This window comes from Pseudoalteromonas sp. ATL1 (genome assembly GCF_058933015.1).
Window position 1 is genome coordinate 3,207,242 of record NZ_JBZYXL010000001.1, and the last position, 20,771, is coordinate 3,228,012.

Annotated in this window: 23 protein-coding genes and 1 tRNA gene; 11 read left to right on the forward strand and 13 right to left on the reverse strand. The window is 42.8% G+C overall.

The features are described from left to right. Window positions 1-79: 79 nt before the first annotated feature. Complete coding sequence (locus tag AC5FX4_RS13950) at window positions 80-1,111, forward strand: LacI family DNA-binding transcriptional regulator (RefSeq protein ID WP_493606967.1); 1,032 nt, start codon at window positions 80-82, stop codon at window positions 1,109-1,111. A gap of 33 nt (window positions 1,112-1,144) precedes the next feature. Here the strand turns inward: AC5FX4_RS13950 and AC5FX4_RS13955 are convergent, their stop codons facing one another. Beyond that, the gene (locus AC5FX4_RS13955; protein ID WP_493606968.1) at window positions 1,145-2,221 is read right to left on the reverse strand and encodes an AI-2E family transporter; all 1,077 of its coding nucleotides are present in this window, start codon (window positions 2,219-2,221) and stop codon (window positions 1,145-1,147) included. Then, window positions 2,214-2,447 carry a hypothetical protein gene (locus AC5FX4_RS13960; RefSeq protein WP_493606969.1) on the reverse strand — a complete coding sequence of 78 codons (234 nt, stop codon included), beginning with the start codon at window positions 2,445-2,447 and terminating at the stop codon, window positions 2,214-2,216. Before AC5FX4_RS13960 ends, AC5FX4_RS13955 begins: the two co-directional genes overlap by 8 nt. A gap of 141 nt (window positions 2,448-2,588) precedes the next feature. Here AC5FX4_RS13960 and AC5FX4_RS13965 point away from each other — a divergent pair, with 141 nt between their 5' ends. From AC5FX4_RS13965 to AC5FX4_RS13985, 5 genes are read left to right on the forward strand one after another with little or no spacing between them, the layout of a single operon-like run. Then, window positions 2,589-3,254, forward strand: coding sequence for a hypothetical protein (locus AC5FX4_RS13965; protein ID WP_493607829.1), 666 nt, complete (start codon window positions 2,589-2,591; stop codon window positions 3,252-3,254). 1 nt (window position 3,255) lies between these two features. Further along, entirely contained in the window at window positions 3,256-4,710 is a 1,455-nt protein-coding gene (gene bepA, locus AC5FX4_RS13970; protein WP_493606970.1) for a beta-barrel assembly-enhancing protease, read from the forward strand. Between the two features lie 50 nt (window positions 4,711-4,760). Further along, window positions 4,761-5,108 (forward strand): arsenate reductase (glutaredoxin), encoded by a 348-nt coding sequence (gene arsC / locus AC5FX4_RS13975; protein ID WP_493606971.1) that lies wholly within the window; start codon window positions 4,761-4,763, stop codon window positions 5,106-5,108. Then, the gene (gene wrbA / locus AC5FX4_RS13980) at window positions 5,108-5,659 is read left to right on the forward strand and encodes an NAD(P)H:quinone oxidoreductase (protein ID WP_493606972.1); all 552 of its coding nucleotides are present in this window, start codon (window positions 5,108-5,110) and stop codon (window positions 5,657-5,659) included. Before arsC ends, wrbA begins: the two co-directional genes overlap by 1 nt. Continuing rightward, window positions 5,656-6,096 carry a DUF2069 domain-containing protein gene (locus AC5FX4_RS13985; RefSeq protein WP_493606973.1) on the forward strand — a complete coding sequence of 147 codons (441 nt, stop codon included), beginning with the start codon at window positions 5,656-5,658 and terminating at the stop codon, window positions 6,094-6,096. The genes wrbA and AC5FX4_RS13985 overlap by 4 nt, the downstream gene beginning before the upstream one ends. Window positions 6,097-6,125: 29 nt before the next feature. Here AC5FX4_RS13985 and AC5FX4_RS13990 read toward each other — a convergent pair whose 3' ends face one another. Continuing rightward, window positions 6,126-7,457 carry an ankyrin repeat domain-containing protein gene (locus tag AC5FX4_RS13990; RefSeq protein ID WP_493606974.1) on the reverse strand — a complete coding sequence of 444 codons (1,332 nt, stop codon included), beginning with the start codon at window positions 7,455-7,457 and terminating at the stop codon, window positions 6,126-6,128. A 232-nt stretch (window positions 7,458-7,689) separates the two neighbouring features. Between AC5FX4_RS13990 and AC5FX4_RS13995 the strand changes: the two genes are divergently transcribed. After that, the gene (locus AC5FX4_RS13995) at window positions 7,690-7,872 is read left to right on the forward strand and encodes a DUF2897 family protein (RefSeq protein WP_493606975.1); all 183 of its coding nucleotides are present in this window, start codon (window positions 7,690-7,692) and stop codon (window positions 7,870-7,872) included. Between the two features lie 37 nt (window positions 7,873-7,909). Here AC5FX4_RS13995 and AC5FX4_RS14000 read toward each other — a convergent pair whose 3' ends face one another. Both AC5FX4_RS14000 and bamC read right to left on the reverse strand, forming a co-directional pair. After that, window positions 7,910-9,283, reverse strand: coding sequence for a YjiH family protein (locus AC5FX4_RS14000; protein WP_493606976.1), 1,374 nt, complete (start codon window positions 9,281-9,283; stop codon window positions 7,910-7,912). Between the two features lie 68 nt (window positions 9,284-9,351). Beyond that, window positions 9,352-10,413: an NlpB/DapX family lipoprotein gene (gene bamC, locus AC5FX4_RS14005; protein ID WP_493606977.1), complete on the reverse strand. Its 1,062-nt coding sequence runs from the start codon at window positions 10,411-10,413 to the stop codon at window positions 9,352-9,354. 344 nt (window positions 10,414-10,757) lie between these two features. Between bamC and AC5FX4_RS14010 the strand changes: the two genes are divergently transcribed. Then, the gene (locus AC5FX4_RS14010; RefSeq protein ID WP_493606978.1) at window positions 10,758-11,291 is read left to right on the forward strand and encodes a glycine cleavage system transcriptional repressor; all 534 of its coding nucleotides are present in this window, start codon (window positions 10,758-10,760) and stop codon (window positions 11,289-11,291) included. An 8-nt stretch (window positions 11,292-11,299) separates the two neighbouring features. After that, window positions 11,300-11,770, forward strand: a complete 471-nt coding sequence (gene bcp, locus AC5FX4_RS14015) for a thioredoxin-dependent thiol peroxidase (RefSeq protein WP_493606979.1) — start codon at window positions 11,300-11,302, stop codon at window positions 11,768-11,770. 42 nt (window positions 11,771-11,812) lie between these two features. Here the strand turns inward: bcp and queE are convergent, their stop codons facing one another. Then, the gene (gene queE / locus AC5FX4_RS14020) at window positions 11,813-12,478 is read right to left on the reverse strand and encodes a 7-carboxy-7-deazaguanine synthase QueE (protein WP_493606980.1); all 666 of its coding nucleotides are present in this window, start codon (window positions 12,476-12,478) and stop codon (window positions 11,813-11,815) included. A gap of 121 nt (window positions 12,479-12,599) precedes the next feature. Between queE and queC the strand changes: the two genes are divergently transcribed. Next, on the forward strand, window positions 12,600-13,259 hold the full coding sequence (queC, locus tag AC5FX4_RS14025) for a 7-cyano-7-deazaguanine synthase QueC (protein ID WP_493606981.1): 660 nt from the start codon (window positions 12,600-12,602) through the stop codon (window positions 13,257-13,259). Window positions 13,260-13,382: 123 nt separating this feature from the next. Next, window positions 13,383-13,607, forward strand: coding sequence for a hypothetical protein (locus AC5FX4_RS14030; RefSeq protein WP_493606982.1), 225 nt, complete (start codon window positions 13,383-13,385; stop codon window positions 13,605-13,607). A 10-nt stretch (window positions 13,608-13,617) separates the two neighbouring features. Here AC5FX4_RS14030 and AC5FX4_RS14035 read toward each other — a convergent pair whose 3' ends face one another. From AC5FX4_RS14035 to folP, 7 genes are all read right to left on the reverse strand, one after another. Further along, window positions 13,618-14,907, reverse strand: coding sequence for a Glu/Leu/Phe/Val family dehydrogenase (locus AC5FX4_RS14035; RefSeq protein WP_493606983.1), 1,290 nt, complete (start codon window positions 14,905-14,907; stop codon window positions 13,618-13,620). Window positions 14,908-14,996: 89 nt separating this feature from the next. Further along, the gene (locus tag AC5FX4_RS14040) at window positions 14,997-16,964 is read right to left on the reverse strand and encodes a UvrD-helicase domain-containing protein (protein WP_493606984.1); all 1,968 of its coding nucleotides are present in this window, start codon (window positions 16,962-16,964) and stop codon (window positions 14,997-14,999) included. A 277-nt stretch (window positions 16,965-17,241) separates the two neighbouring features. Then, window positions 17,242-17,326: transfer RNA gene (locus tag AC5FX4_RS14045), tRNA-Leu, on the reverse strand. Window positions 17,327-17,394: 68 nt separating this feature from the next. Continuing rightward, a complete protein-coding gene (gene secG, locus AC5FX4_RS14050) occupies window positions 17,395-17,742 on the reverse strand; it encodes a preprotein translocase subunit SecG (protein ID WP_493606985.1) in 348 nt (115 codons plus the stop codon). Further along, the gene (tpiA, locus tag AC5FX4_RS14055) at window positions 17,743-18,492 is read right to left on the reverse strand and encodes a triose-phosphate isomerase (protein ID WP_493606986.1); all 750 of its coding nucleotides are present in this window, start codon (window positions 18,490-18,492) and stop codon (window positions 17,743-17,745) included. It lies immediately after the preceding gene. Window positions 18,493-18,571: 79 nt separating this feature from the next. Further along, on the reverse strand, window positions 18,572-19,912 hold the full coding sequence (gene glmM, locus AC5FX4_RS14060; protein WP_493606987.1) for a phosphoglucosamine mutase: 1,341 nt from the start codon (window positions 19,910-19,912) through the stop codon (window positions 18,572-18,574). Continuing rightward, a complete protein-coding gene (gene folP, locus AC5FX4_RS14065; protein ID WP_493606988.1) occupies window positions 19,909-20,754 on the reverse strand; it encodes a dihydropteroate synthase in 846 nt (281 codons plus the stop codon). The genes glmM and folP overlap by 4 nt, the downstream gene beginning before the upstream one ends. Window positions 20,755-20,771 lie beyond the last annotated feature (17 nt).

Below are 20,771 nucleotides of genomic sequence, written 5' to 3' on the forward strand. Positions count from 1 at the left end.
GGCGCCATTAACTTCAACAATGTAAAGTCAAACATCAAATATAACGGGCTTTAGGCTACGGAAATAAAAGAACAATAACATGAAAGTCACCATTAATGATGTCGCTAAGTTAGCCGGTGTTTCAATGAAAACCGTCTCTCGGGTGATCAATAAAGAACCTTCAGTCAGAAAAAAGACTTATGATTTGGTAATGAGTGCAGTTAATGAGTTGAACTATCAGCCTAATATTGCTGCAAGGAATTTAGCTGGTACGTCCTCATTCGCCATTGGACTTGTCTACGACAATCCGAATGCCTATTACGTAATTGATATGCAAAATGGTGTGTTGTCTCGTTGTAAAGATGAAGGCTATGAGTTGGTTATCCATCCTTGCAGTTACCTAGATGACAATATGCAAGACGAGTTCATAACCATGATTAAGCGTTCACGCTTAGCTGGCCTTGTACTTACCCCACCGCTTTCTGAGCAGCAAAGTATTATCGATATGCTGGATGAGATGAAGGTTCAGTACGTTCGCTTATTATCTGGCCGCGAAAACGATGTGCCAGAACGAAACAACTGTATTTTGGTCAATGACTATGCGGCTGCATATGAGATTACTCAGCATCTCATGTCTCTTGGACATAAGCGGATTGCCTTTGTGCTTGGGGACAAAGAACACAAATCAACTTCGGAACGCTTGGCTGGTTACCAACAAGCTTTGCGCGATCATAATATTGAGCCATCAGAAGAACTACTATACGAAGGCAGTTATTCGTTCGAGTCAGGCGTAAAAGGCGCGAAAGCTTTGCTTGAAAATGGTAATCCACACGGCATTACCGCAATCTTAGGTGGTAACGATGAAGTCGCAGCTGGCGCATTATTTGCCGCACGTCTAATGAATATCGATATTCCGAGTGAATTATCCATAACTGGGTTCGAAGATTCGCCATTCTCGCGCCAAACTTGGCCAAAACTCACCACCGCACACCAAGCGAATGATGTCATTTCAGAACATGCCGCAAGATTGCTGTTTAGTAAAACCCGCGGTTCAAGAAAGCAGGATAAAGACATTAAAACCACATTTACGCCTAGCCTTGTAGTACGAGAAAGTACTGGGCCCGCAACGTAAAACTGAAATGAAGGCACTGTGCGTGCCTTCATTTTATTCACTCACGATGCGTTTATCATCTTCTCGTTGATTAGACCATGCGTTCGCCAGCGCTTTAACCAAAGACGCCAATGGAATTGCAAAAAATACCCCCCAAAAGCCCCATAAGCCGCCAAAGAACAACACTGCGACAATAATATAGACTGGGTTTAAATCGACCGCTTCAGAAAATAACAGCGGCACCAATACATTGCCATCAAGCGCTTGGATAACGCCATAAACAATCACCACGGTCCAAAATTGCGCTTCAACACCAAATTGAAACATTGCAACGGCTGCAACCGGGATCGTAACAAGCGCTGCACCAACAAATGGAATTAGCACTGATAACCCAACAAGCGCACCAAGCAAGGCAGCATAGCGCAAATCCAAAACAGAAAACGCAATAAAGCTGGTTGAACCAACAATACCAATTTCGAACACCTTGCCACGAATATAATTCATAATTTGGTGATCCATTTCCGACCATACCTGGCTGATCAAACGACGCTCTTTAGGAATTAAACTAGAGATCCCTTTCGTCAAGACCTCTTTGTCCTTAAGCATAAAAAATACCAGTAACGGCACCAAAATAAGATAGATCAGCCAAGCTACGACGTCTTTCAAGGAAGTCAACGACATAGAAACGACAAACTGTCCAATTTCAAGTGCTTTTGCTTCCACACTAGACACCAAAGTTTGCACTTGGTTAGCGGAAATAAGCGTCGGATAATCCTCAGGCAGATGCAATAGAAACGCTTTACCCTGCTCAATCATATGGGGGCTTTCTTGCACCAAGTTACTGAGCTGCTGCCAAAGCACTGGCACAATCCCCAACATCAAAGCCAAACATAGACCAACGAACAATAAAATAACCAAGGTTGTTGCAAAAGTGCGGTTTGGCACCACTTTTTGCAAACGCGACACGGGCCAATCAAGCAAGTAGGCAATCACCAAAGCGACTAAAACCGGCACTACAAATGGCCCAAAGAAATACAATAATGCCACTGATGCTATCAACATCAACAACAGCGTGACTGAGTGAGGATCTGAAAATTTGTTTTGGTACCAAGCTTTTACAATTTCAAACATTGCTTATATGAACCTCTATTGATGGCTCTGCGCCGTCATTTTTTTTAAAAGAATAACTATGCTGACTGAGATATCGCACTATATCACCAATGTCTTGCTCTTTGAGATAAAAAAAATGAATATTTGAATTGGCTTGCTCCGCTTTTTTCAACTGCCACTTAAATTGCACAAACAATTGAGGGCATTGGTAAAGCGATAAATTAACTTCTATTTTTGGCTTTGGCATTAATTTTTTCTAAGTATATATCTACAATATTTTTCACGATTCTAGCACCTCGGACATGTAACATAAACGCGCACAACTGTGGCCTGATAGAGTACAATGGTTTATCCTTTTACGATAAATAATGTCGGAGAGTCGCTCGTTATGTCCCATGCGAACAATAAGGCTATATTACCAGCCAACCCTACTCTTAAAGAAATAAACTGGTATAAAAAGCAGATCAATTGGGGGGAGTTACCGCCTTTTTATCACATGGTCGCGTCATCAATTAGCGAGACCGAAGGAATTTTGCACCACGGCTTTGATAACGCGGTGAAAAGAGTACTTGATAAACGCAACTGGAACTTAGAGTTGCTTAACGGCTATGAAGACAATTTTGGCGCTATTCACTGTGAAGGCAAGCCTAGGCTCGCACTCAATCAAGTATTTACGGAACGTGGATTTGAATTGTGGGCGTTTCCCTATGCCAAAGACACCAAAGTTGATAAGTACGTAAAGGATAATCGTTTCTTAGAGTTCAGGGTTTGGGATCCACACAGTATGAAAAATTTGATCCGTATAAACCAATTACATAAATTTATTGGCTTTTACTTTGATAGAGGTGATTCGGCGGACAAAGCACTAATACTTCATGCCCACAAAGTTGTTCACAAGGTTATCTCTTTTTTACAAGCCGAATTGAACGTTGTGTCGGTTGGTGGTGTCACAATTAAAGATTTTTATTTAATGTGTGAAAAAGACGCCCGTATATGCGGTGATGAAATTGACATCGCACGCATTATGCTCGGTGAAGGTTTAAAAAAGGAATAGTATGAAATTGACCCCTGTAGTCCGTGGGGTGTTGGGTGTGGCGATGTTGATCGCGAGCCAAACGAGCCATGGACAAAGTGCCTTAAAATTACCCGATCTTGGCACTTCAGCTCTACAAGCGCTACCCATAGAAAAAGAACAGGCCATCGGTGAAGTTATGATGATGCAGATCCGAAGCCAATCCCCCATTATTCAAGATCCCGTTTTGGATGAATACCTAACGTCGTTGGGTAATAAACTCGTCGCCAACGCCAATGACGTGCGTTTTCCATTTTCATTTTTTTGGATAAATAACCAAGCATTAAATGCTTTTGCGTTTTATGGCGGGCATGTTGGCGTTCACACCGGATTACTCGCAGAGGCAGATAATGAAAGTCAACTGGCATCCGTATTAGGTCACGAAATTGCACACGTCACACAGCGTCACTTAGCTAGGCGCATTCAACAAGCACAAGATAATAGTGCGATGACTTTGGCGGGCATGATCGCAGGTATATTAACGACGGTAGTCGCACCTGATGCAGGTATGGCGATACTCGCAGCTAACTCTACTCAGGCTCAATTAAGTCAACTAACGCATAGTCGACAAGCCGAGCAAGAAGCTGACCGATTTGGTATGCAAACCCTCTATGAGGCGGGGTTCGATCCCACACAATCAAGTGAGTTTTTATCTAAATTAGCAGCGCAAATTCGTTACCAAACAAAGCCGCCCGCTTTCTTGTTAACTCACCCCTTGCCTGAATCTCGGGTATCAGATGTGCGGCTTAGGGCCCAACAATATGCTACCCGATATGTACCAGCAAGCCTTAAATTTGAATTGGCTAAAAGTCGAGTTCTGGCGCGCTATCAGTACTCAAGTGAAGATGCGCAAGCGTTTTTTGAAAGCCAATTACGACTCAAAGCCACAGAGCTAAATAAGCAAGCGCTCGAATACGGCTTAGCGTTGAGCCTGTTGGATCAAGGCAAGTTAGAACAATCACAATCTCTATTGGAAAAGTTGCTAAAACAAGATGATAACAACCTTTTCTACCTAGATGCGTACACCGACTTACTGATTGCACAAAAGCAGCCTCAGCAAGCGGCCAAGATGCTGCAAATTAAGCACGAGTTTCGGCCTAACAACCAAGTTCTGACGCTTAATTTCGCCAATGCCGCTATAAAGGCAAACCAATTAGACCTAGCTGAACGCACATTAAGACTCTTCTTGCTCGAAAAGCCTGAGCATGCACTCGCTAAAGAATTACTCAGTGACGTGTACAAACAACAGGGAGATAAAGCAGCATATCATGAGATGCGAGCCAGTGTTCTTGCATTATATGGCGCTTATATGAAAGCCGCCGACGAAATTCAACGGGCTTTAAATCATGTCGAAGAAAAAGAAAAGATCAAAGAAACTCGCTTAAAGGCGCTGTTAAGTCAGTACCGCCAAATGCAAAAAGAGCTAGCAAAGCTTTAAGTCGCCTTCTTCATACATTAAAATGGCCGTAAAAACGAATAGGACTAGATATGTCAGTTACAATTTATCATAACCCTCGCTGCTCAAAATCACGCGAAACGCTTGCTTTACTTGAAGAAAATGGGGTTGCGCCAGAAGTGGTTGAATACCTAAAAACGCCCATCAGTCTTGAGCAGCTTGAAACGCTATTAGCGCAGTTGGGTTTTAATTCTGCGCATCAATTGGTACGCAGTAAAGAAACTTTATTCAAAGAGCTTGGGCTGAGCAAAGACAGTGATGAGACAACACTTCGTCAAGCCATGATTGACAACCCAAAATTGATCGAGCGCCCTATCGTTGTGAACAGACAAAAAGCTGCGCTAGGTCGTCCACCTGAATCAGTATTGTCAATTCTTTGATGGTTAACGTCGTTGTTCTTTATCACTCTAGCCATGGCTCAGTTGAAGCAATGGCTCATGAAATTAGCGATGCGCTAGAGTTCAGTGGTGCCGTCGTTAAACTTCGTACTTTCGAAAAGAAGCAGCCACATGATCACGTGATCTGTAAACAAGATCTCATCGACTGTGATGCGCTCGCTTTTGGCTCCCCGACTCGATTCGGTATGATGGCCGCGCAAGCGAAAACTTTTTGGGAAACCACGAGCGATCTATGGCTAAAAGGCCAACTAATAGACAAACCCGCCTGTGTGTTTTCCTCATCGAGCAGCATGCATGGCGGCAATGAAGCCACACTACTTAACCTATCACTGCCATTGCTCCATCATGGCATGATGCTGTTGGGTGTGCCTTACGATGTACCTGAGCTAGTAGAAACGACAACCGGTGGTACCCCCTATGGAGCGACACATGTTGCAGGAGTACATAATTCCAATGTACTGAGCGAATGCGAAAAGAGAATTTGCCGCGCGGTCGGTATCAGATTATTCAATATTGCTAGTAAGTTAAAATGACTAAACCAACAAAACAACCCATCACTGTTACTTATCAACGTTTAGCTATTTTTGGCTATGTTGGACTGCTTGTTCTCATGCCAACGTGGCTTTTTTGGCTAGCCCCCAGAGAAGGCTATAGCACAGGCTTTGTATTCACTGTGTACATACTACCTTTACTACTGCCTTTAAAAGGGATTATACAAGACAAGCCATACACTTATGCTTGGGCTAACTTCATCGTGATGATTTACTTTATTCATAGCTTAAGCTTACTTTGGGTTTCTCCAGAAGAGCTGTTATGGGTCGCGCTCGAGCTATTGTTCGCGACTTGTATGTTCATCGGCTGTACTTACTATGCTCGCCATAGAGGACAGGAGCTTGGGTTGAAGATCCGTAAGCTAAAAGATGAACTCGCTGAAGAAAAAGCAGCCCATCAAGATAGTAACGAAAAATAGATCGAGTCTAAAGCTGAGGAAACTCAGCTTTAGCTCCTTAAGAACGCGCTTAAAACTAACAGTGCAAACAGCACTTGTGCACTTACGCTAAACCAACTGAGTGCCATCAAGCCTTTCAGTGACCAAGGGTGTGGTAAAGTTGGATAGAGTTGCCCTTTTCTCACGGTACGCGCAAAGCCAAATAACAGCAGACCGAGTGCGGTAGCACCCCAAACAAAAATTGATTTGTCTTCTATCTGATCACTGAAAAATAACACAAATTGCAACGGCAGTAGCAGGCTAACTAGGGCATATAGTACATGAACCTGTTTTATCTTCAGAAGCTTGCCACTTTCCGACAGTTCCTTAATTCCTCTTTGTTCCAGCGTTTTTTTCGCCACTAAAGCTGATAGTTTAAGCGCTAGACGATAAGGCGTTTGTCCTGTTTCATCAATTTTATGCGCATCTATTCCGGTATCTAGCACTAAATTTATCATCGTTGCTAAATTTGACTGAACCGCAAAATGTAAAAAGGTTTGCCCAGTTGCATCAATATCATTACCATCATGGTGCTCAATCAGCTTCTCTGCAACGTTAACAAAGCCTTTTTCAATTGCCCACATAAGCGCAGATTTATTATTCACATCTCGAGCAGTCCCTTTCGCGCCTTGTGCGATCAACGCCATCAACTCTGGTTGCTTAACGTCATCACGACAGATCTGCTCAAGTAGTGCTTGCTCTAGCCTTTCCATGATCTGGTCTTTATCGTCATAAAGCTTTTCCAACAAGCCATAGTACTGCGCATCTTGCAACAACAATTCTGCAGCCTGTGACGCTGTCGCATCACGGTCAGCTAAGCAATGATCCAAATGCGTTTCAATCGCCGCTCTAAAGTCAGGCTCAAGCCACGCAGTGCAAACGTCCTGAGGTGTTAACTGGATGTTCGCCGCCAAACACCATTCAAATACTTGGGCATATTCTAATGCGATGAGCAAACCAAAAAAGTTCGGGTATTCAGTTGACTTAATTTGCATCGCTAAGTCACTGTACTGCGCAAAACACTCTAGCAATTTAATAATCAGCGCTTGGCGACTCATACCCGATTGTTCAATATGCGCGAATAATTGTTGTGTGTAAGCCTGTTGCTGCTCATCGTATTCATCAATATGCTGAAAGTAGCAGGACTCAAAAGGCTCCAACGGCTTGAGCCACTGAAGATAAAAAATAGGAGGTAATACGGTCGTTTTAACGCCTTGTTCATCTGTATTTGTACTGCAGCTTGGCCAAGATTCGAGCGCATCAAGTATAAATGCCCCATTTTGCTCTACCAAGCCACGTAGTAACATTGGATACTGTGATGGCCAAATTAAAACATGTTCCATGAGCTTATTATTCACCTATTAAAAACAAAAATCGCTGTCGTCTATGAGCCTAAATTCGACAGCCTGACTGCTGGGTGAATAATACCAATTTAGTAAAAAAATTGCTTAGTAAAATACACTTAAATCACAGGATTATTTCCTCCGTATGGTATAACGGCTAGAATCATCACTAAACGTGGTCAATATAAAAACATGGGTCACATCGCATCCAATTTAAAGAGAGAGGTAACAAATGATTGAGCAACTCGAAACATGGCACATAGTACTCATCATCGTGACAGTGATTGCTGTCATTTGGAGTAATATTGCCCTACTCAAGTATTCCGCTAAATTTGATTTGAAAGGTAAGCTAGATCAGCAAATAAAACCGACAGAAAAGACAAAAGAGGACAAACAAAAAGATGGTTTGGACTAACTCTTAACTAAGCAAGTCCAAACCAACGACAATAAACTTATGCCACCAGCCAGTGTGCCATTAAGCAAATAACTGGCAATGTGACTAATGTACGTAAAATGAAAATAGCAAACAATTCGAATAGATTGACCGGGATCTTACTACCGAGCAACAATGCACCAACTTCCGACATATAAATAAGTTGTGTCACACTCATCGCCGCCACAATAAATCGAGTCACATCACTTTCAATACTGCCCGCAGCAAGAATCGAAGGAATGAACATATCGGCAAAACCCACCACGATAGTTTGTGCGGCTTTTTCAGCTTCAGGCACATTCAAAAGCTCTAAATACGGCACAAATGGCGTACCGAGCACCTGAAAAACGGAGGTATATTCAGCAACAATTAATGCCAGTGTACCTACAGCCATCACCACAGGTAGTACGGCAAAAAGCATATCTAGCGCATTGCATACACCTTCATGTAATGTACCTTTCACACCCGGCGCTTTTTGTGCCTTTTCTAATGCAACATCCAACGCGTGCTTAAATAACGTTTTGCCTTCAGGCGTCGCTTCAGCATCTTTATCGGCAGGACTGTCATCAACATACACATCTTGCTTAAAGCGCAGCGGTGGTAAACGAGGCACTATGATAGCGGCCACGAAACCAGCCAAACATACCGTTAAGTAGAATGGTGCAAACAAGTGCTCTAATTTCACTTGGCCAATCACGACCAAACAAAATGTGATAGACACCGCTGAAAAGGTAGTGCCAATAATCGCCGCTTCTTTTTGTGTGTAGTATTTATCTTCGTACTGCCTCGCAGTCATCAAAATACCGACACTGCCATCACCTAACCATGACGCGACACAGTTCACGGCACTACGACCAGGTACCCCAAAGAGTGGGCGCATTACTTTAGTTAACAATGTACCAACTAACTCTAATAAGCCAAAATTCAACAACAGTGGGAGTAACAATCCTGCTAAGATGAACACAGAAAATAACACTGGCAGCAAATCGTTTAATACCAATGCACCGGTATGTTCTGAATGGATCATGTCAGGCCCGACGTTGAAATAAGTCATTAGAATAAATGCCATACCCGCCAAACGCGTTAGTAACCAGATCCAACTCACGTCAAATAAATGCTTTATCAAAGACACATTCATCAAAGCCGCGGGTTTGAGCAGTTTAACAATCAAGCTCATCACGCCTGTTATACAGATAATGCCCAAAATAAGCGTATCAATGTAAGGTGCTACGAACCCTTGTAAGGCTTTTGCCATGACCGCGATGGGAATTGTCATCGCTTCACCAATTGCCACTGGTGTCATAAACAAAAATACCCCAATCAGCGAGGGAACAATAAATGCGAAAAGCGTGCGCCAATCTGGCATCACATTGCGACTTGTTTGTGTTGTCATTATATTTAGCCTACAAAAACGAAGAAAAGAGCCTAAGCTCTTTTCTCATTGAAAAAACAGACTAACTATTAAATAGTTAAGCCTTTATCGCGCAGTGCTTTAAGCAATACTTGCTGCAGTTGCGCCATTACATCTGTATCTAGTACCTCTCCTTGCGCATCACGCCATGTAATAGAAGTGCTCTTATCTTTGGTCGCTGCGATAGAAATCTTATAATCACCACTTTCGATAGGTAATTGGATTTCTTCATCACCCCAAATTGAATCCCATACACTACTGTCAGGTTTCTCATAACGAGTTGAAATATCGCCTGAATCACGATCAATTTTAATGATGGTAAAGCCCATACGCTCTAAAAAGCCTGAGAACCTGTCCAGAACTATATCACTGCTTTGTTCTGTAAGCATAGCGCCATTACCTTGCGCATCGAAGCCAAGCTCAAGCGACAAAACGCCCTGCTGTTTTCTTAGCTCAACTTCGAGCAAACGATACAAGTAGTCAAACTCAGCCACAACTTCATTAACAGCCCTTGCTTCGAGTTGCTGTTTTAACAAATCGTTAAGCTCAACTTTATCGCTACGGTAATCCACTAACTCAGCACGTAACGATGCCGTTCTTTGGTGTTCTTTTTGCTCAACAACAAAACGGAACTTTTGCTCCGACACGACTTCATCGTCTTCCCAAAACCAACCCTCCGTTGGTTTGATCAACGAATACCAATCGGTCATCACACTACCATTGACTCGATCATCTTCAACTAACGCGGTGCTTCTGTTGCCCATCACACTGTCGACAGACTGCCAAATAAAACTAGTTAAATCTTCAATACCGTCATTTTTATCAAAAAACACCCGTGCTAGCTGTTCGTTTTCTTCAACCCAGCTTCCCTTTGCAAGTGTTAACACTTGGGCAGGTGGACGGTAACCTTTTGGATCCGGGTCATTATCAAAACTCGCTACGGACATTGTGTAAACGGGATCTTGTGATGGCTGTTTTAAATTGGCTGGCACCTTAACAGCTTCATGCACGCGGTAATTCCGCTCGTGATGTGCATCATTTGTAAAAACACTACACCCAGATAAACCAAGTAATACGCCGATAGCCAACGTCTTTGGGATCCAATACTGCACTGATTATTCTCCTTAGCAGACCCATTAATTTTTATTTCAATACTATGAGTAGGGAATGCTGGTTTGGTTCACTGTCAAATCAAAATATTCCCAAAGAGGGTGAGTTCTTTAAGAATGAATAGGTTAGTCTTACTCGACCGCAAAATTTTGCAACTATGGTACTTTCCAATGAGCATAAACACAAGAATGCCATAAAATAATCCGCCTTGCCGACAATAAATCTCAGTTCATACATGTTCATGATCCAGATATGTGTTACCATTTTCGGTTAAATATCAACTGTTCGCCGATCAGCTCTGTGTATAAAATAGGCAGATCACAACTTTAAGGGTTAGGTTTCGTTAATGACTGCATTTGCAAATCAACAACTGGTGTTAACAGCCATAGGTGAAGATCGCTCTGGTATCGTCAGCGAGCTGACTCAGCTAGTGAGCGATTGCCACTGTAATATCATCGATAGTCGAATAGCAATATTAGGCAACGAGTTCACTTTTATTATGTTACTAAGTGGTGATATGTCAGCCATTAGTCGCGTTGAACACAGCTTACCCGTAAAAGGTATGGAGCTTGGCTTGCTGACGATGATGAAGCGCACCAGCTCGCACCAACAAGGCGACTTTAGCGCTGGCTATACTTTGGAATATCACGGGCTGGATATACCAGGCACGTTAAGCAAAGTAACCCGCTTCTTTGCTGAACACCAAATTAGTATATGCTCTTTAAAATCAGATACTTTTGAGCAAGATGAACAATTACATATGCGTTGTGAGCTTGAGTTTAATATTCCCACTGAAGTCAATGTAGACGAATTTAAAATTAAATTTGAAGATCTATCTCACGCGCTCAACGTAGATTATATTTTTAGACGAATTCGCTAAGGATTATCATGAAAACTTTAACAGCAGGCGAGCAAGCCCCTCTTTTTTCACTGCAAAACCAAAATGATGAAACGGTTTCTTTAGCTTCTTTGCTAGAGCACAATCAAGTACTCGTATACTTCTATCCAAAAGCATTGACACCTGGTTGTACCGTACAAGCTGAACAGCTTCGTGATCACAAGGCGCAGTTAGCTGAACTAAACACAGTTGCGGTAGGTATAAGCCCCGATGCGGTGAAAAAACTGAAGAACTTTGAAACCAAAAAAGAATTAAACTTTGACCTCTTATCTGACGAAGACCACGCCATTGCAGACGCGTTTGGTGTTTGGGGCTTAAAAAAGTTTATGGGCAAAGAGTACGACGGTATACACCGTATCAGCTTTTTAGTGGGCCAAGATGGCAAGATTAAACATGTGTTTAATAAGTTTAAAACCAAAGACCACCATCAGGTGGTGATTGACCAGCTTAAAAGTCTATGACCTAAAAAAGGCGCTTAAATGAGCGCCTTTTTCACATAACAATCAGTTAATCCCAATATATTTATGCACTTGCACCGACAAACGCCAGTTCTTTTTCATGCAGGTATCAATTGCCAGCTTAGTGGCTTTGGCCTTTTGACTGATCGGCTGTAAGTACACCAACTCTGGTGTCACACCCGTTTGTTCAAACAAGGCCTCTAGCTCTTCAACATGCTTTTGCATCGCAACTGGGTGCTTTATCTCATTAGCACGCTGCATGGCACTAGTAAGGACTTCATAGCCACCGCGCATATTGATTTTAGGCGAAACCGTGACCCAAGTTTGCTCGGGTGCTTTGATCTCAAACGTACCGCTGGTTTCTATTTGTGTGCTGTAACCTTCGCGATGTAAAAGCTCACAAATTGGTACTAGATCGAACATACATGGCTCACCACCTGTGATCACCACATGCTTTGCTTGATAGCCACGCTGTTTAAATAAATCGAGGATTTGCTCAGCACTCGCCTCAGCCCACCATTCTGAATCAGCTTTTTTCTCAACAGTATTTTCTAACGAAATACGATACGTCGGGTTTACGTCCCATGTTTGCTTCGTGTCACACCAAGCACACCCTACTGGACACCCCTGCAAGCGCAAAAATATAGAAGGCACACCAGTGAAGCTGGCTTCCCCCTGTATCGTTTCAAAAATTTCGTTGATTTTGTACAAAATGGCTCCGTAATGCATTACTAACTCAAAAAAACACCAAGGAAAATTGTTATTTTCTCAGCGGCCGTGTAGTATATCGCGCCCTGAAGTAAACCTCTATCAAAATCGAGGCAAAACACCTATGAGCGAAAAAGTTGTCGTAATTTATTCCGGTGGAATGGATTCATATACCGTGCTAAACAAAGCCATCCGTGCTGGCTATGAAGTCTATGCGCTTTCTTTTAACTATGGCCAACGCCATGTAAAGGAGCTGCAAGTGGCAGCACGAGTGTGTGAAAAGCTCAACGTAGCTCATAAAGTTGTTGATATTTCAGCGATTAATCAACTTATTGGTGGCTCATCGCTCACCGATGACATTGATGTGCCTGAAGGACACTACGAAGAAGAAAGTATGAAAAGCACCGTGGTGCCAAATCGTAATATGATCTTACTTTCTCTTGCTGTCGGCTATGCGGTATCCATTAAAGCAAACAAAGTATTTTACGGTGCGCACTCGGGCGATCATGCTATTTACCCTGACTGTCGTCCTGAATTCGTTAAGAAAATGGATGACGTTTGTCGCATTGCCAACTATGAAGAAATTGAAATTGTTTGTCCGTATTTAAACAGCAGCAAAATAGGCATATTGACTGACGGCTTAAAAATGGGTTTAGACTACGCTGATACTTGGACTTGCTATAACGGTCGTGAAAAAGCCTGTGGTAAATGTGGCGCATGCCAAGAAAGACTCGAGGCCTTTGATCTAAATAACGCGCAAGACCCACTACCTTACGAAGCATAAACACTGAGCGGGAGCTGATGACTCCCGCTCCACTCCTCACTGTAGAAATCCCCACTCTAAGACTGTTCCTTTAATGTAATCCCTGATATGTTTATACGGATTTGTAAAATTAAGGAAATGATTATGTCTGGCACCACGATGATAGTTCTGATTGTTTTTATATCAGTTGGCTTTGGTGTGTTAAACAAAATGCTCAATACCTACCTCGCTCACAAAAAAACACATAATAGTGAGGAAAAGAAGGCGCTTGAAAATGAAATTAACGCCTTGAAAGAGCGGGTTTCAACACTCGAGAGAATTGTCACTGATGAGGGCTACACGCTCAAAAAAGAGTTTAACAATCTCTAAATTACGGATGTTAAACAGGGTTAGAAAAGTAGTCTGATGTTCCGTGCGCTTGCAATGCCTCTGACAAGCGCTCTAACGCTAGCAAATAAACCGCTTCACGCAGTGTTGTTCCGCGCTCTTCGTATAATTGCCACGCACTGTTAAATGCTTTACGCATATAACTTTCAAGCTTTTCACTCACTTTGCTTTCATCCCAAGCTTCACCCTGTCGATTTTGACACCACTCAAAAAAGCTCACCACGACACCACCAGCATTGGCTAGAATATCTGGAATAACCTGTGTCCCTTGTTTTCTGAGCTGAGAGTCAACTTCAAAGGTGATTGGTCCGTTTGCGATCTCAACAATATATCTTGCCTTTATTTGATGCGCATTGTTTTTAGTGATCACACCGGCGAGCGCGGCCGGAACCAATATGTCTACATTCAACGCTAACAACTCTTCATTACTAATGCTTTCATGCTCAATGTCTTCACACACTGAATGTTCACAGTAAACGGCTCTTAGCGTATTACTTCGCTGCTTTTCGTGATACACGCTTTCAATATCTAGGCCTTGTTGGCAGTAAATGCCCCCTTTTGAATCGCTTACGGCAACAACTTTATACCCTGCTTTTTGTAGCAATCGCGCGCAATGATAGCCGCCATTGCCAAAACCCTGTATTGCGACTGTCTTATCACTGGGTTCCCAACCTAGCTTTTCAGCTAATGCTGCCACACACAAATAGGCGCCTTTCCCTGTCGCACTGTCTCGACCTAGGCTACCACCAAAAGCGATTGGTTTACCTGTAATAACCGCCGGGCACTTGGTCCTGGTGATCTTCTCATATTCGTCCATCATCCAACCCATGATGCGAGCATTGGTGTACACATCAGGCGCCGGGATATCCAACTCAGGACCAATGAAATCAGCTTTTGCACGAATATAAGAGCGAGCTAAACGTTCCAACTCCATCGGTGAGAGCGACTTAGGGTCAACCGTAACTGCACCTTTGGCACCACCAAAAGGCACTTTTACGACAGCACACTTTAACGTCATCCAAAGCGCAAGCGCTTCAACTTCGTCTTGATCAGCTTGATGATGAAAGCGGATCCCACCTTTCGTAGGTCCTAACAGGTCGTTATATCTACATCGATAAGCTTTAAAGTAAGCTGTTTCACCGTTGTCTTTACGAATGGCAATATGATTGATCAAAGTGCTCTGTGGTTGGCTTAATGCTTCAAGCACGGCATGATAACGTTGATCATGTTTACCAATATTGGTGAGCCTCGCTATTGCATCTTGTAAAATGTTATCACTCATTCTTCACCCTTTCTGATTCGCTGTATTTAGTTATACGGCTCAAACTAGAAGAATAGTTTAATTTTCAAAAACAAAACGGTTGTGGCGGGTTAATTTATTGTCAGCTCATCCAAGAATCGGCAAGGTCTCAAATTTGGTTTAATTAGAAATACTTGTTTTTTGGCGCGCGTCAGGGCAACGTAAAATAAACGACGCTCTTCAGCAAATTCAAAGCGTTCTTTTATCGGCAGCATCGCTTCCAGTAGAGGCTGTGTCCTCCCATGAGCAGGAAATCCCTGCTTCCCTTCATGCAGCCCCATTAAAATGCAATAGTCGGCCTCACGGCCTTTAGAGCTATGAAAGGTCATCGCTTTGAGTTGCATATTTTGAAATTGACCTTGCAACTTTGCCATAAACTGGCGCTCAGGTAACATCTTATGAAATCTGGCAAGAATTAGTACGCTAGCCCGACCTTGAACGGCGAGACCTTCTATTATTTGAGTTAACGCATCTTGCGCATTATCCGCATCTATAACCTTAACGGTCGCCTCTGATGACGATGTATTCGCAGCAATTCGTTTATTCACTTGTTCTGGGTTTGCACAAACAAATTGGCGAGACATATCCAGTATTTGCTGAGGATATCGAAATGTTCTATCCAACTGGGTGACCGTTCCGGCACCGAAGTAGCGTGTAAACTGTGTTGTTAAAGTCACATCAGCGCCACTAAAGCGGTAAATGGATTGCCAATCGTCGCCGACCGCGAATAGGTAGCGCTTCGATTGTGCAAGCATCGCCATAATTAACGCAGCGCGCACTTGTGAAATGTCCTGAAACTCGTCAACCATAATATGATACCAAGGCACTTGAAACTGCTCTTGTTCAATGTAGCGAGTTGCTCGTGCAATCATGTCTTCAAAATCGATTGCGCTTTCGTTGCTAAGATAAAGTTGATACTCAGCAATGAGCGGCTTTAGACATTCCAACAGTTCACTTTGCTTTGCTTCAATTTGCCCAAGTTGCTTTATTGCTGACGCATTTTTATATGCGCTAATTAATGACCTAATATGTCTGATTACCCGTTTGCTATTGATCGACTGCAAAAATTCATTCAAATCTCCAATATTTGCTACGCCACACTCATGTTTACAAAAATACTCAAACGCGCGCTTGAAGCCCAAGTCCATGCACAGCGCTTGTAATGTATCTTGAATAAACGCATCCATTTTTTGGCTATCTGTGACAAGCTCGCTGAGCTTGGGCTGTTCCCCCTCTACTTGCGTAATAATGTGCATACCTAAGGAGTGGAAAGTCATACAGCAAAATTGCTCACCGAGCCGTTGCTTAAGCTCTTGTGAGGCTTCATTACCATATGCGAGTAGTAATATCTGCTGTGCTTGCGTATTGGTACTTCTTAGTAAAAAGTGAGTACGCGCAACCATGACACTGGTTTTTCCGGTTCCCGCACCCGCCAATAAAAGCTGGCGTTCATCTTGAATTATGCACGCGCGTCTTTGCGCTTGGGTGAGCGGTTTTGCTTCAATGGTGTCAAAAAAATGCTTATGCTGATGTGTTTGATACGCAATGAAAGCTTCTCGAAAATCGTCAATATCGGCATCTTGCCAGCTTGTCAGCTCTTGGACCGTAAAAAGTGCTTGGCGTACAGTATGAGGCAATATGGTCTCGGGTCGCCACGACAGCCAACGCTTCGCCAAGTTATGAGCTGATTGACTTACTATTTTTAAATTACTTGAAGATAAGTATTGCTGCTTCAACAATCGCTCTAACTTATTAATACTTTGCAACAGGAATTGACTATGATGCTTTACCCATAGAGTTTGCAGTTGTTCGGTAGTCACCTGCACTTCTTTTAGCTTAAACACATGAGTTTTTCTATCCGCTTTCAAATATAACGTGAGGCAGTAGTGAAATACTCTTTTGTTTAATTCAGGCGGTCTGAGAAGGTTTTCCCATAGAAATAACAGTTCGCCAGACTTAGCCACCAATTTAATATGGCTATTGGAAAGCGTTAGTGCTTGGCAAGGTATGCCAAAATTGAGCAAGGGTAGATTTTTCAACGAATTATGCCAATCCACTTAACTAAGTGGCCTATTTCGAGGCAAGAAAACCTTGTTGGTAGCAAGGCAAAAATTTGTTTATTTAGTTGTTCTAAATGAGAAATTTTTAACGCAGCTATCATCAGGTTTAATCCCTCAAAATGATTAAGTGTTATTGCGGATTAGTATTAATACAATTAAAAATTTGCGAGAAAATACTAGCAGCTCGTAACCGAAAAGGACAAAGTCTACCAAGTTTGAAAAACAAAAAAACCAGCATGATGCTGGTTTTTGAATTTGGTGCGGATGGGGGGACTTGAACCCCCACGGCCGAAGCCACCACCCCCTCAAGATGGCGTGTCTACCAATTCCACCACATCCGCATTTTTCCGGTATTATTGACTTGATTGAGGAATCAAGCTACCGAGTAACTTAAGGTTACCAATCTAAATTAATTTGGTACGTCTGAAGAATTTTTTCCGTCAGATGAAGCAGGAACATCCGTTACTGCTGGTGCTACCGTCGCTGCTGGTGCTTCTAGGTTTTCCCACTCGTCAGTCTTTTTAATCTGACCAGTTGTTAAATTACCTAAAACGATGCTTAAAACAAAAAACACAGTCGCTAAAATAGTCGTGGTTTTTGTCATAAAGTTGCCAGCACCTGATGAGCCGAAAACCGTTGCTGATGCACCAGCACCAAACGATGAGCCCATATCAGCACCTTTACCTTGCTGAATTAACACCATACCAATAAGTGCCAATGCAACAATTAAGTAAATAACTAATAATATTTCGTACATTTAAACGTTCCCTTGTGCACTATTGCAGATACTAATAAAAGCATCTTTATCTAGACTCGCGCCGCCAATTAGACCGCCATCGATGTCTTTTTGTGCAAATAATAATTCACTATTTTTTTCATTCACACTGCCACCATATAAGAGGCGCAATGTACTTGCGATATGCTCATCATGCTTGCTAAGCATATCACGTATAAACTTGTGTACTGCTTGAGCTTGTTCAGGGGTAGCTGTTTTACCAGTTCCTATTGCCCAGACGGGTTCGTATGCTATCACAGAATTATTTAAAGCCGCTACACCTAATTTATTAATCACCGCATTTATTTGCTCTGCGACGATTTGCTCGGTTTGCTCAGCTTCACGTTCTGCTTCTGTTTCGCCCACACACAGCACAGGTGTTAATCCTTGTTGCTGTGCCATTGCAAATTTACTTGCAACCTGTTCGTTTGACTCACCAAAAAGGTTCCGTCTCTCAGAGTGCCCCACCAAGGTGTATTTCGCACCTAATTCAGACGCTAACTTTGCCTGAACTTCGCCTGTATATGCACCTGATTCGTACTCTGAAACTGTTTGCACACCTGAATTAACTCCCGCATCTGCTACCTCTTTCAGTAACATAGCTGGTGGAAAAATAATAACATCCAGTTCTGCATAACTATGCTTTTTGACTTCGCTACAGATTTCATTAACAAGCTCTAATGAGCCGTTCATTTTCCAGTTACCTGCAACAATTGGCTTACGCTGCGCCATACGATACTCCGCATCAGAAAGCGGGTGAGATACTAACTTGCCTCACCCTAATTTACAAGAAATAAAATTAAAAAACAGATTAATTGCTCACAGATTCAACAACTTCAGCGATTTTAGTGGCAAAATCGATAACTTGCTTCTCTTGTTCTGCTTCAACCATCACTCTGATCACAGGTTCTGTGCCTGATTTTCTCAGTAGCACTCTCCCTTTACCAGCTAGCTGCTGCTCAACCTCTGCGACAACTTGCTTCACAATTTCCTGTTCTGTGGGATCATCATTAGTGCTATAACGCACATTGATCATTTTCATTGGGTATTTAGTAAAGCCGCTACCTAAATCTTGTAGCGTCTTATTCTGTGACACCATAGCCGCAAGCACTTGTAAACTTGAAACAATGCCATCACCGGTGCAAATTAAGTCAAGGTTTAATACATGACCTGAACTCTCTCCACCTATCGTCCAGCCATTTTCTGCTAATAGCTCCATAACATAGCGATCGCCGACTTTACTTCGCGCAAACTCAATACCTTTCGCTTTAAGTGCATTTTCAAGTCCCATGTTGGACATGACAGTACCAACTACACCGCCATTTAAGGTGCCTTTAGCTTGTGCAAGGCATACAATAATGTAAACAATATCATCGCCATCAAACACATGCCCTTTATGATCAACCATCATCACACGGTCACCATCGCCATCATAAGCAATCCCTACATCCGCTTGATGCTCGAGAACTTTGCGTTTTAGCGAATCTACATGCGTTGCACCACACTCATGATTAATATTAACGCCATTTGGCTCACACGCATGGCAAATAACCGTGGCACCTAACTCACGCATTACCGCTGGGGCAATATGGTAGGTCGCCCCATTGGCGCAATCCAAAACTATCTTTACGCCTTCAAGAGACAACTCTTTAGGAAATTGGCTTTTACAAAATTCAATATATCGACCATCTGCATTCTCTAAGCGGCGCGCCTTGCCCAGTTTTTCTGAGCTAACACACGTCATTTCCTCATCCATCATGGCTTCAATTTCAAGTTCTACGCTATCAGCCAATTTCAAACCGTTTCCACTGAAGAACTTAATGCCATTATCATGATATGGATTGTGAGAAGCACTGATCACAATACCCGCTTCAGCTCTAAAGGTTTGTGTAAGATAAGCAACAGCAGGAGTTGGCATTGGGCCTAGCAGCACGACATCTATGCCAGCAGCAATAAGCCCCGCTTCTAAAGAAGTTTCTAAGAGGTAACCTGATATGCGGGTATCTTTACCAATAATTACTTTTTTGGTACCAGTTTTTGATAAAACTTTACCAGCCGCCCAGCCCAATTTCAGTGCAAACTCAGGGGTAATAGGATATTGTCCAACTAATCCTCTGACTCCGTCAGTTCCGAAATATTTTCTCGTTGTCATATGGTTACTCCATGTGTTGCCGCGTGCCATACATCTAACACATCAGCAGTTTGTTGAACGTCATGCACGCGTATAATATTTGCCCCTTGCTGTGCACACAACAAGGCTCCGGCAAGACTTGCGGCAAGTCGTTCGTCAGTTTCTCTATTTAATAAGTGCCCAAACATCGACTTTCTAGAAAGCCCCGCCAAAAGTGGTAAACCGATGGTTTTGAATTCGTTAAATTTGCCCAGTAGCTCAAAATTGTGCGCTAGGGTTTTGCCAAACCCGAATCCGGGGTCAAGAATGATACGCTCGTTTGCTATGTTATGCGCTTGGCATGCTAACAAGCGTTCGCTGAAGAATGCCTTAATATCATCAATGACATCCTCGTAACTTGGGTCGTTCTGCATTGTTCTTGGCTGACCCTGCATATGCATCAAACAAACAGCAACTTCAGGATATTTTGCTGCCACCTCTAATGCGCCAGGCTCTTGCAAAGCACGCACATCATTGATGATATCTGCACCCGCAACAATCGCCTCCTCCATCACCACCGCTTTACTCGTATCGATAGAAATAACACAGTCCGATTTAGCACGAATTGCTTTAATAACCGGGATCACTCGATTAAGTTCTTCTTCACAAGTAACATCTGGTGCACCCGGGCGAGTGGATTCCCCACCTATATCTAAAATTGTCGCACCTTGCTCAAGAAGGGATAATGCTTGATTGACAGCGCTGTCCAATTCATAAAACGAGCCGCCATCTGAGAATGAATCAGGGGTAACATTCACTATCCCCATCACATGGGGCTTTGTGAGGTTTAACTTCCTACCTCGGGGTAAACAAATTGTCGTCATTATTACCTTACTCAGCT

Bases quoted from the DNA above. Each gene is read 5' to 3' on its own strand.
- AC5FX4_RS13950 (WP_493606967.1), top strand. From the start codon at position 80: ATGAAAGTCACCATTAATGATGTCGCTAAGTTAGCCGGTGTTTCAATG.
- AC5FX4_RS13955 (WP_493606968.1), bottom strand. From the start codon at position 2,221: ATGTTTGAAATTGTAAAAGCTTGGTACCAAAACAAATTTTCAGATCCT.
- AC5FX4_RS13960 (WP_493606969.1), bottom strand. From the start codon at position 2,447: ATGCCAAAGCCAAAAATAGAAGTTAATTTATCGCTTTACCAATGCCCT.
- AC5FX4_RS13965 (WP_493607829.1), top strand. From the start codon at position 2,589: ATGTCCCATGCGAACAATAAGGCTATATTACCAGCCAACCCTACTCTT.
- bepA (WP_493606970.1), top strand. From the start codon at position 3,256: ATGAAATTGACCCCTGTAGTCCGTGGGGTGTTGGGTGTGGCGATGTTG.
- arsC (WP_493606971.1), top strand. From the start codon at position 4,761: ATGTCAGTTACAATTTATCATAACCCTCGCTGCTCAAAATCACGCGAA.
- wrbA (WP_493606972.1), top strand. From the start codon at position 5,108: ATGGTTAACGTCGTTGTTCTTTATCACTCTAGCCATGGCTCAGTTGAA.
- AC5FX4_RS13985 (WP_493606973.1), top strand. From the start codon at position 5,656: ATGACTAAACCAACAAAACAACCCATCACTGTTACTTATCAACGTTTA.
- AC5FX4_RS13990 (WP_493606974.1), bottom strand. From the start codon at position 7,457: ATGGAACATGTTTTAATTTGGCCATCACAGTATCCAATGTTACTACGT.
- AC5FX4_RS13995 (WP_493606975.1), top strand. From the start codon at position 7,690: ATGATTGAGCAACTCGAAACATGGCACATAGTACTCATCATCGTGACA.
- AC5FX4_RS14000 (WP_493606976.1), bottom strand. From the start codon at position 9,283: ATGACAACACAAACAAGTCGCAATGTGATGCCAGATTGGCGCACGCTT.
- AC5FX4_RS14010 (WP_493606978.1), top strand. From the start codon at position 10,758: ATGACTGCATTTGCAAATCAACAACTGGTGTTAACAGCCATAGGTGAA.
- bcp (WP_493606979.1), top strand. From the start codon at position 11,300: ATGAAAACTTTAACAGCAGGCGAGCAAGCCCCTCTTTTTTCACTGCAA.
- queC (WP_493606981.1), top strand. From the start codon at position 12,600: ATGAGCGAAAAAGTTGTCGTAATTTATTCCGGTGGAATGGATTCATAT.
- AC5FX4_RS14030 (WP_493606982.1), top strand. From the start codon at position 13,383: ATGTCTGGCACCACGATGATAGTTCTGATTGTTTTTATATCAGTTGGC.
- AC5FX4_RS14035 (WP_493606983.1), bottom strand. From the start codon at position 14,907: ATGAGTGATAACATTTTACAAGATGCAATAGCGAGGCTCACCAATATT.
- secG (WP_493606985.1), bottom strand. From the start codon at position 17,742: ATGTACGAAATATTATTAGTTATTTACTTAATTGTTGCATTGGCACTT.
- tpiA (WP_493606986.1), bottom strand. From the start codon at position 18,492: ATGGCGCAGCGTAAGCCAATTGTTGCAGGTAACTGGAAAATGAACGGC.
- glmM (WP_493606987.1), bottom strand. From the start codon at position 19,912: ATGACAACGAGAAAATATTTCGGAACTGACGGAGTCAGAGGATTAGTT.
- folP (WP_493606988.1), bottom strand. From the start codon at position 20,754: ATGACGACAATTTGTTTACCCCGAGGTAGGAAGTTAAACCTCACAAAG.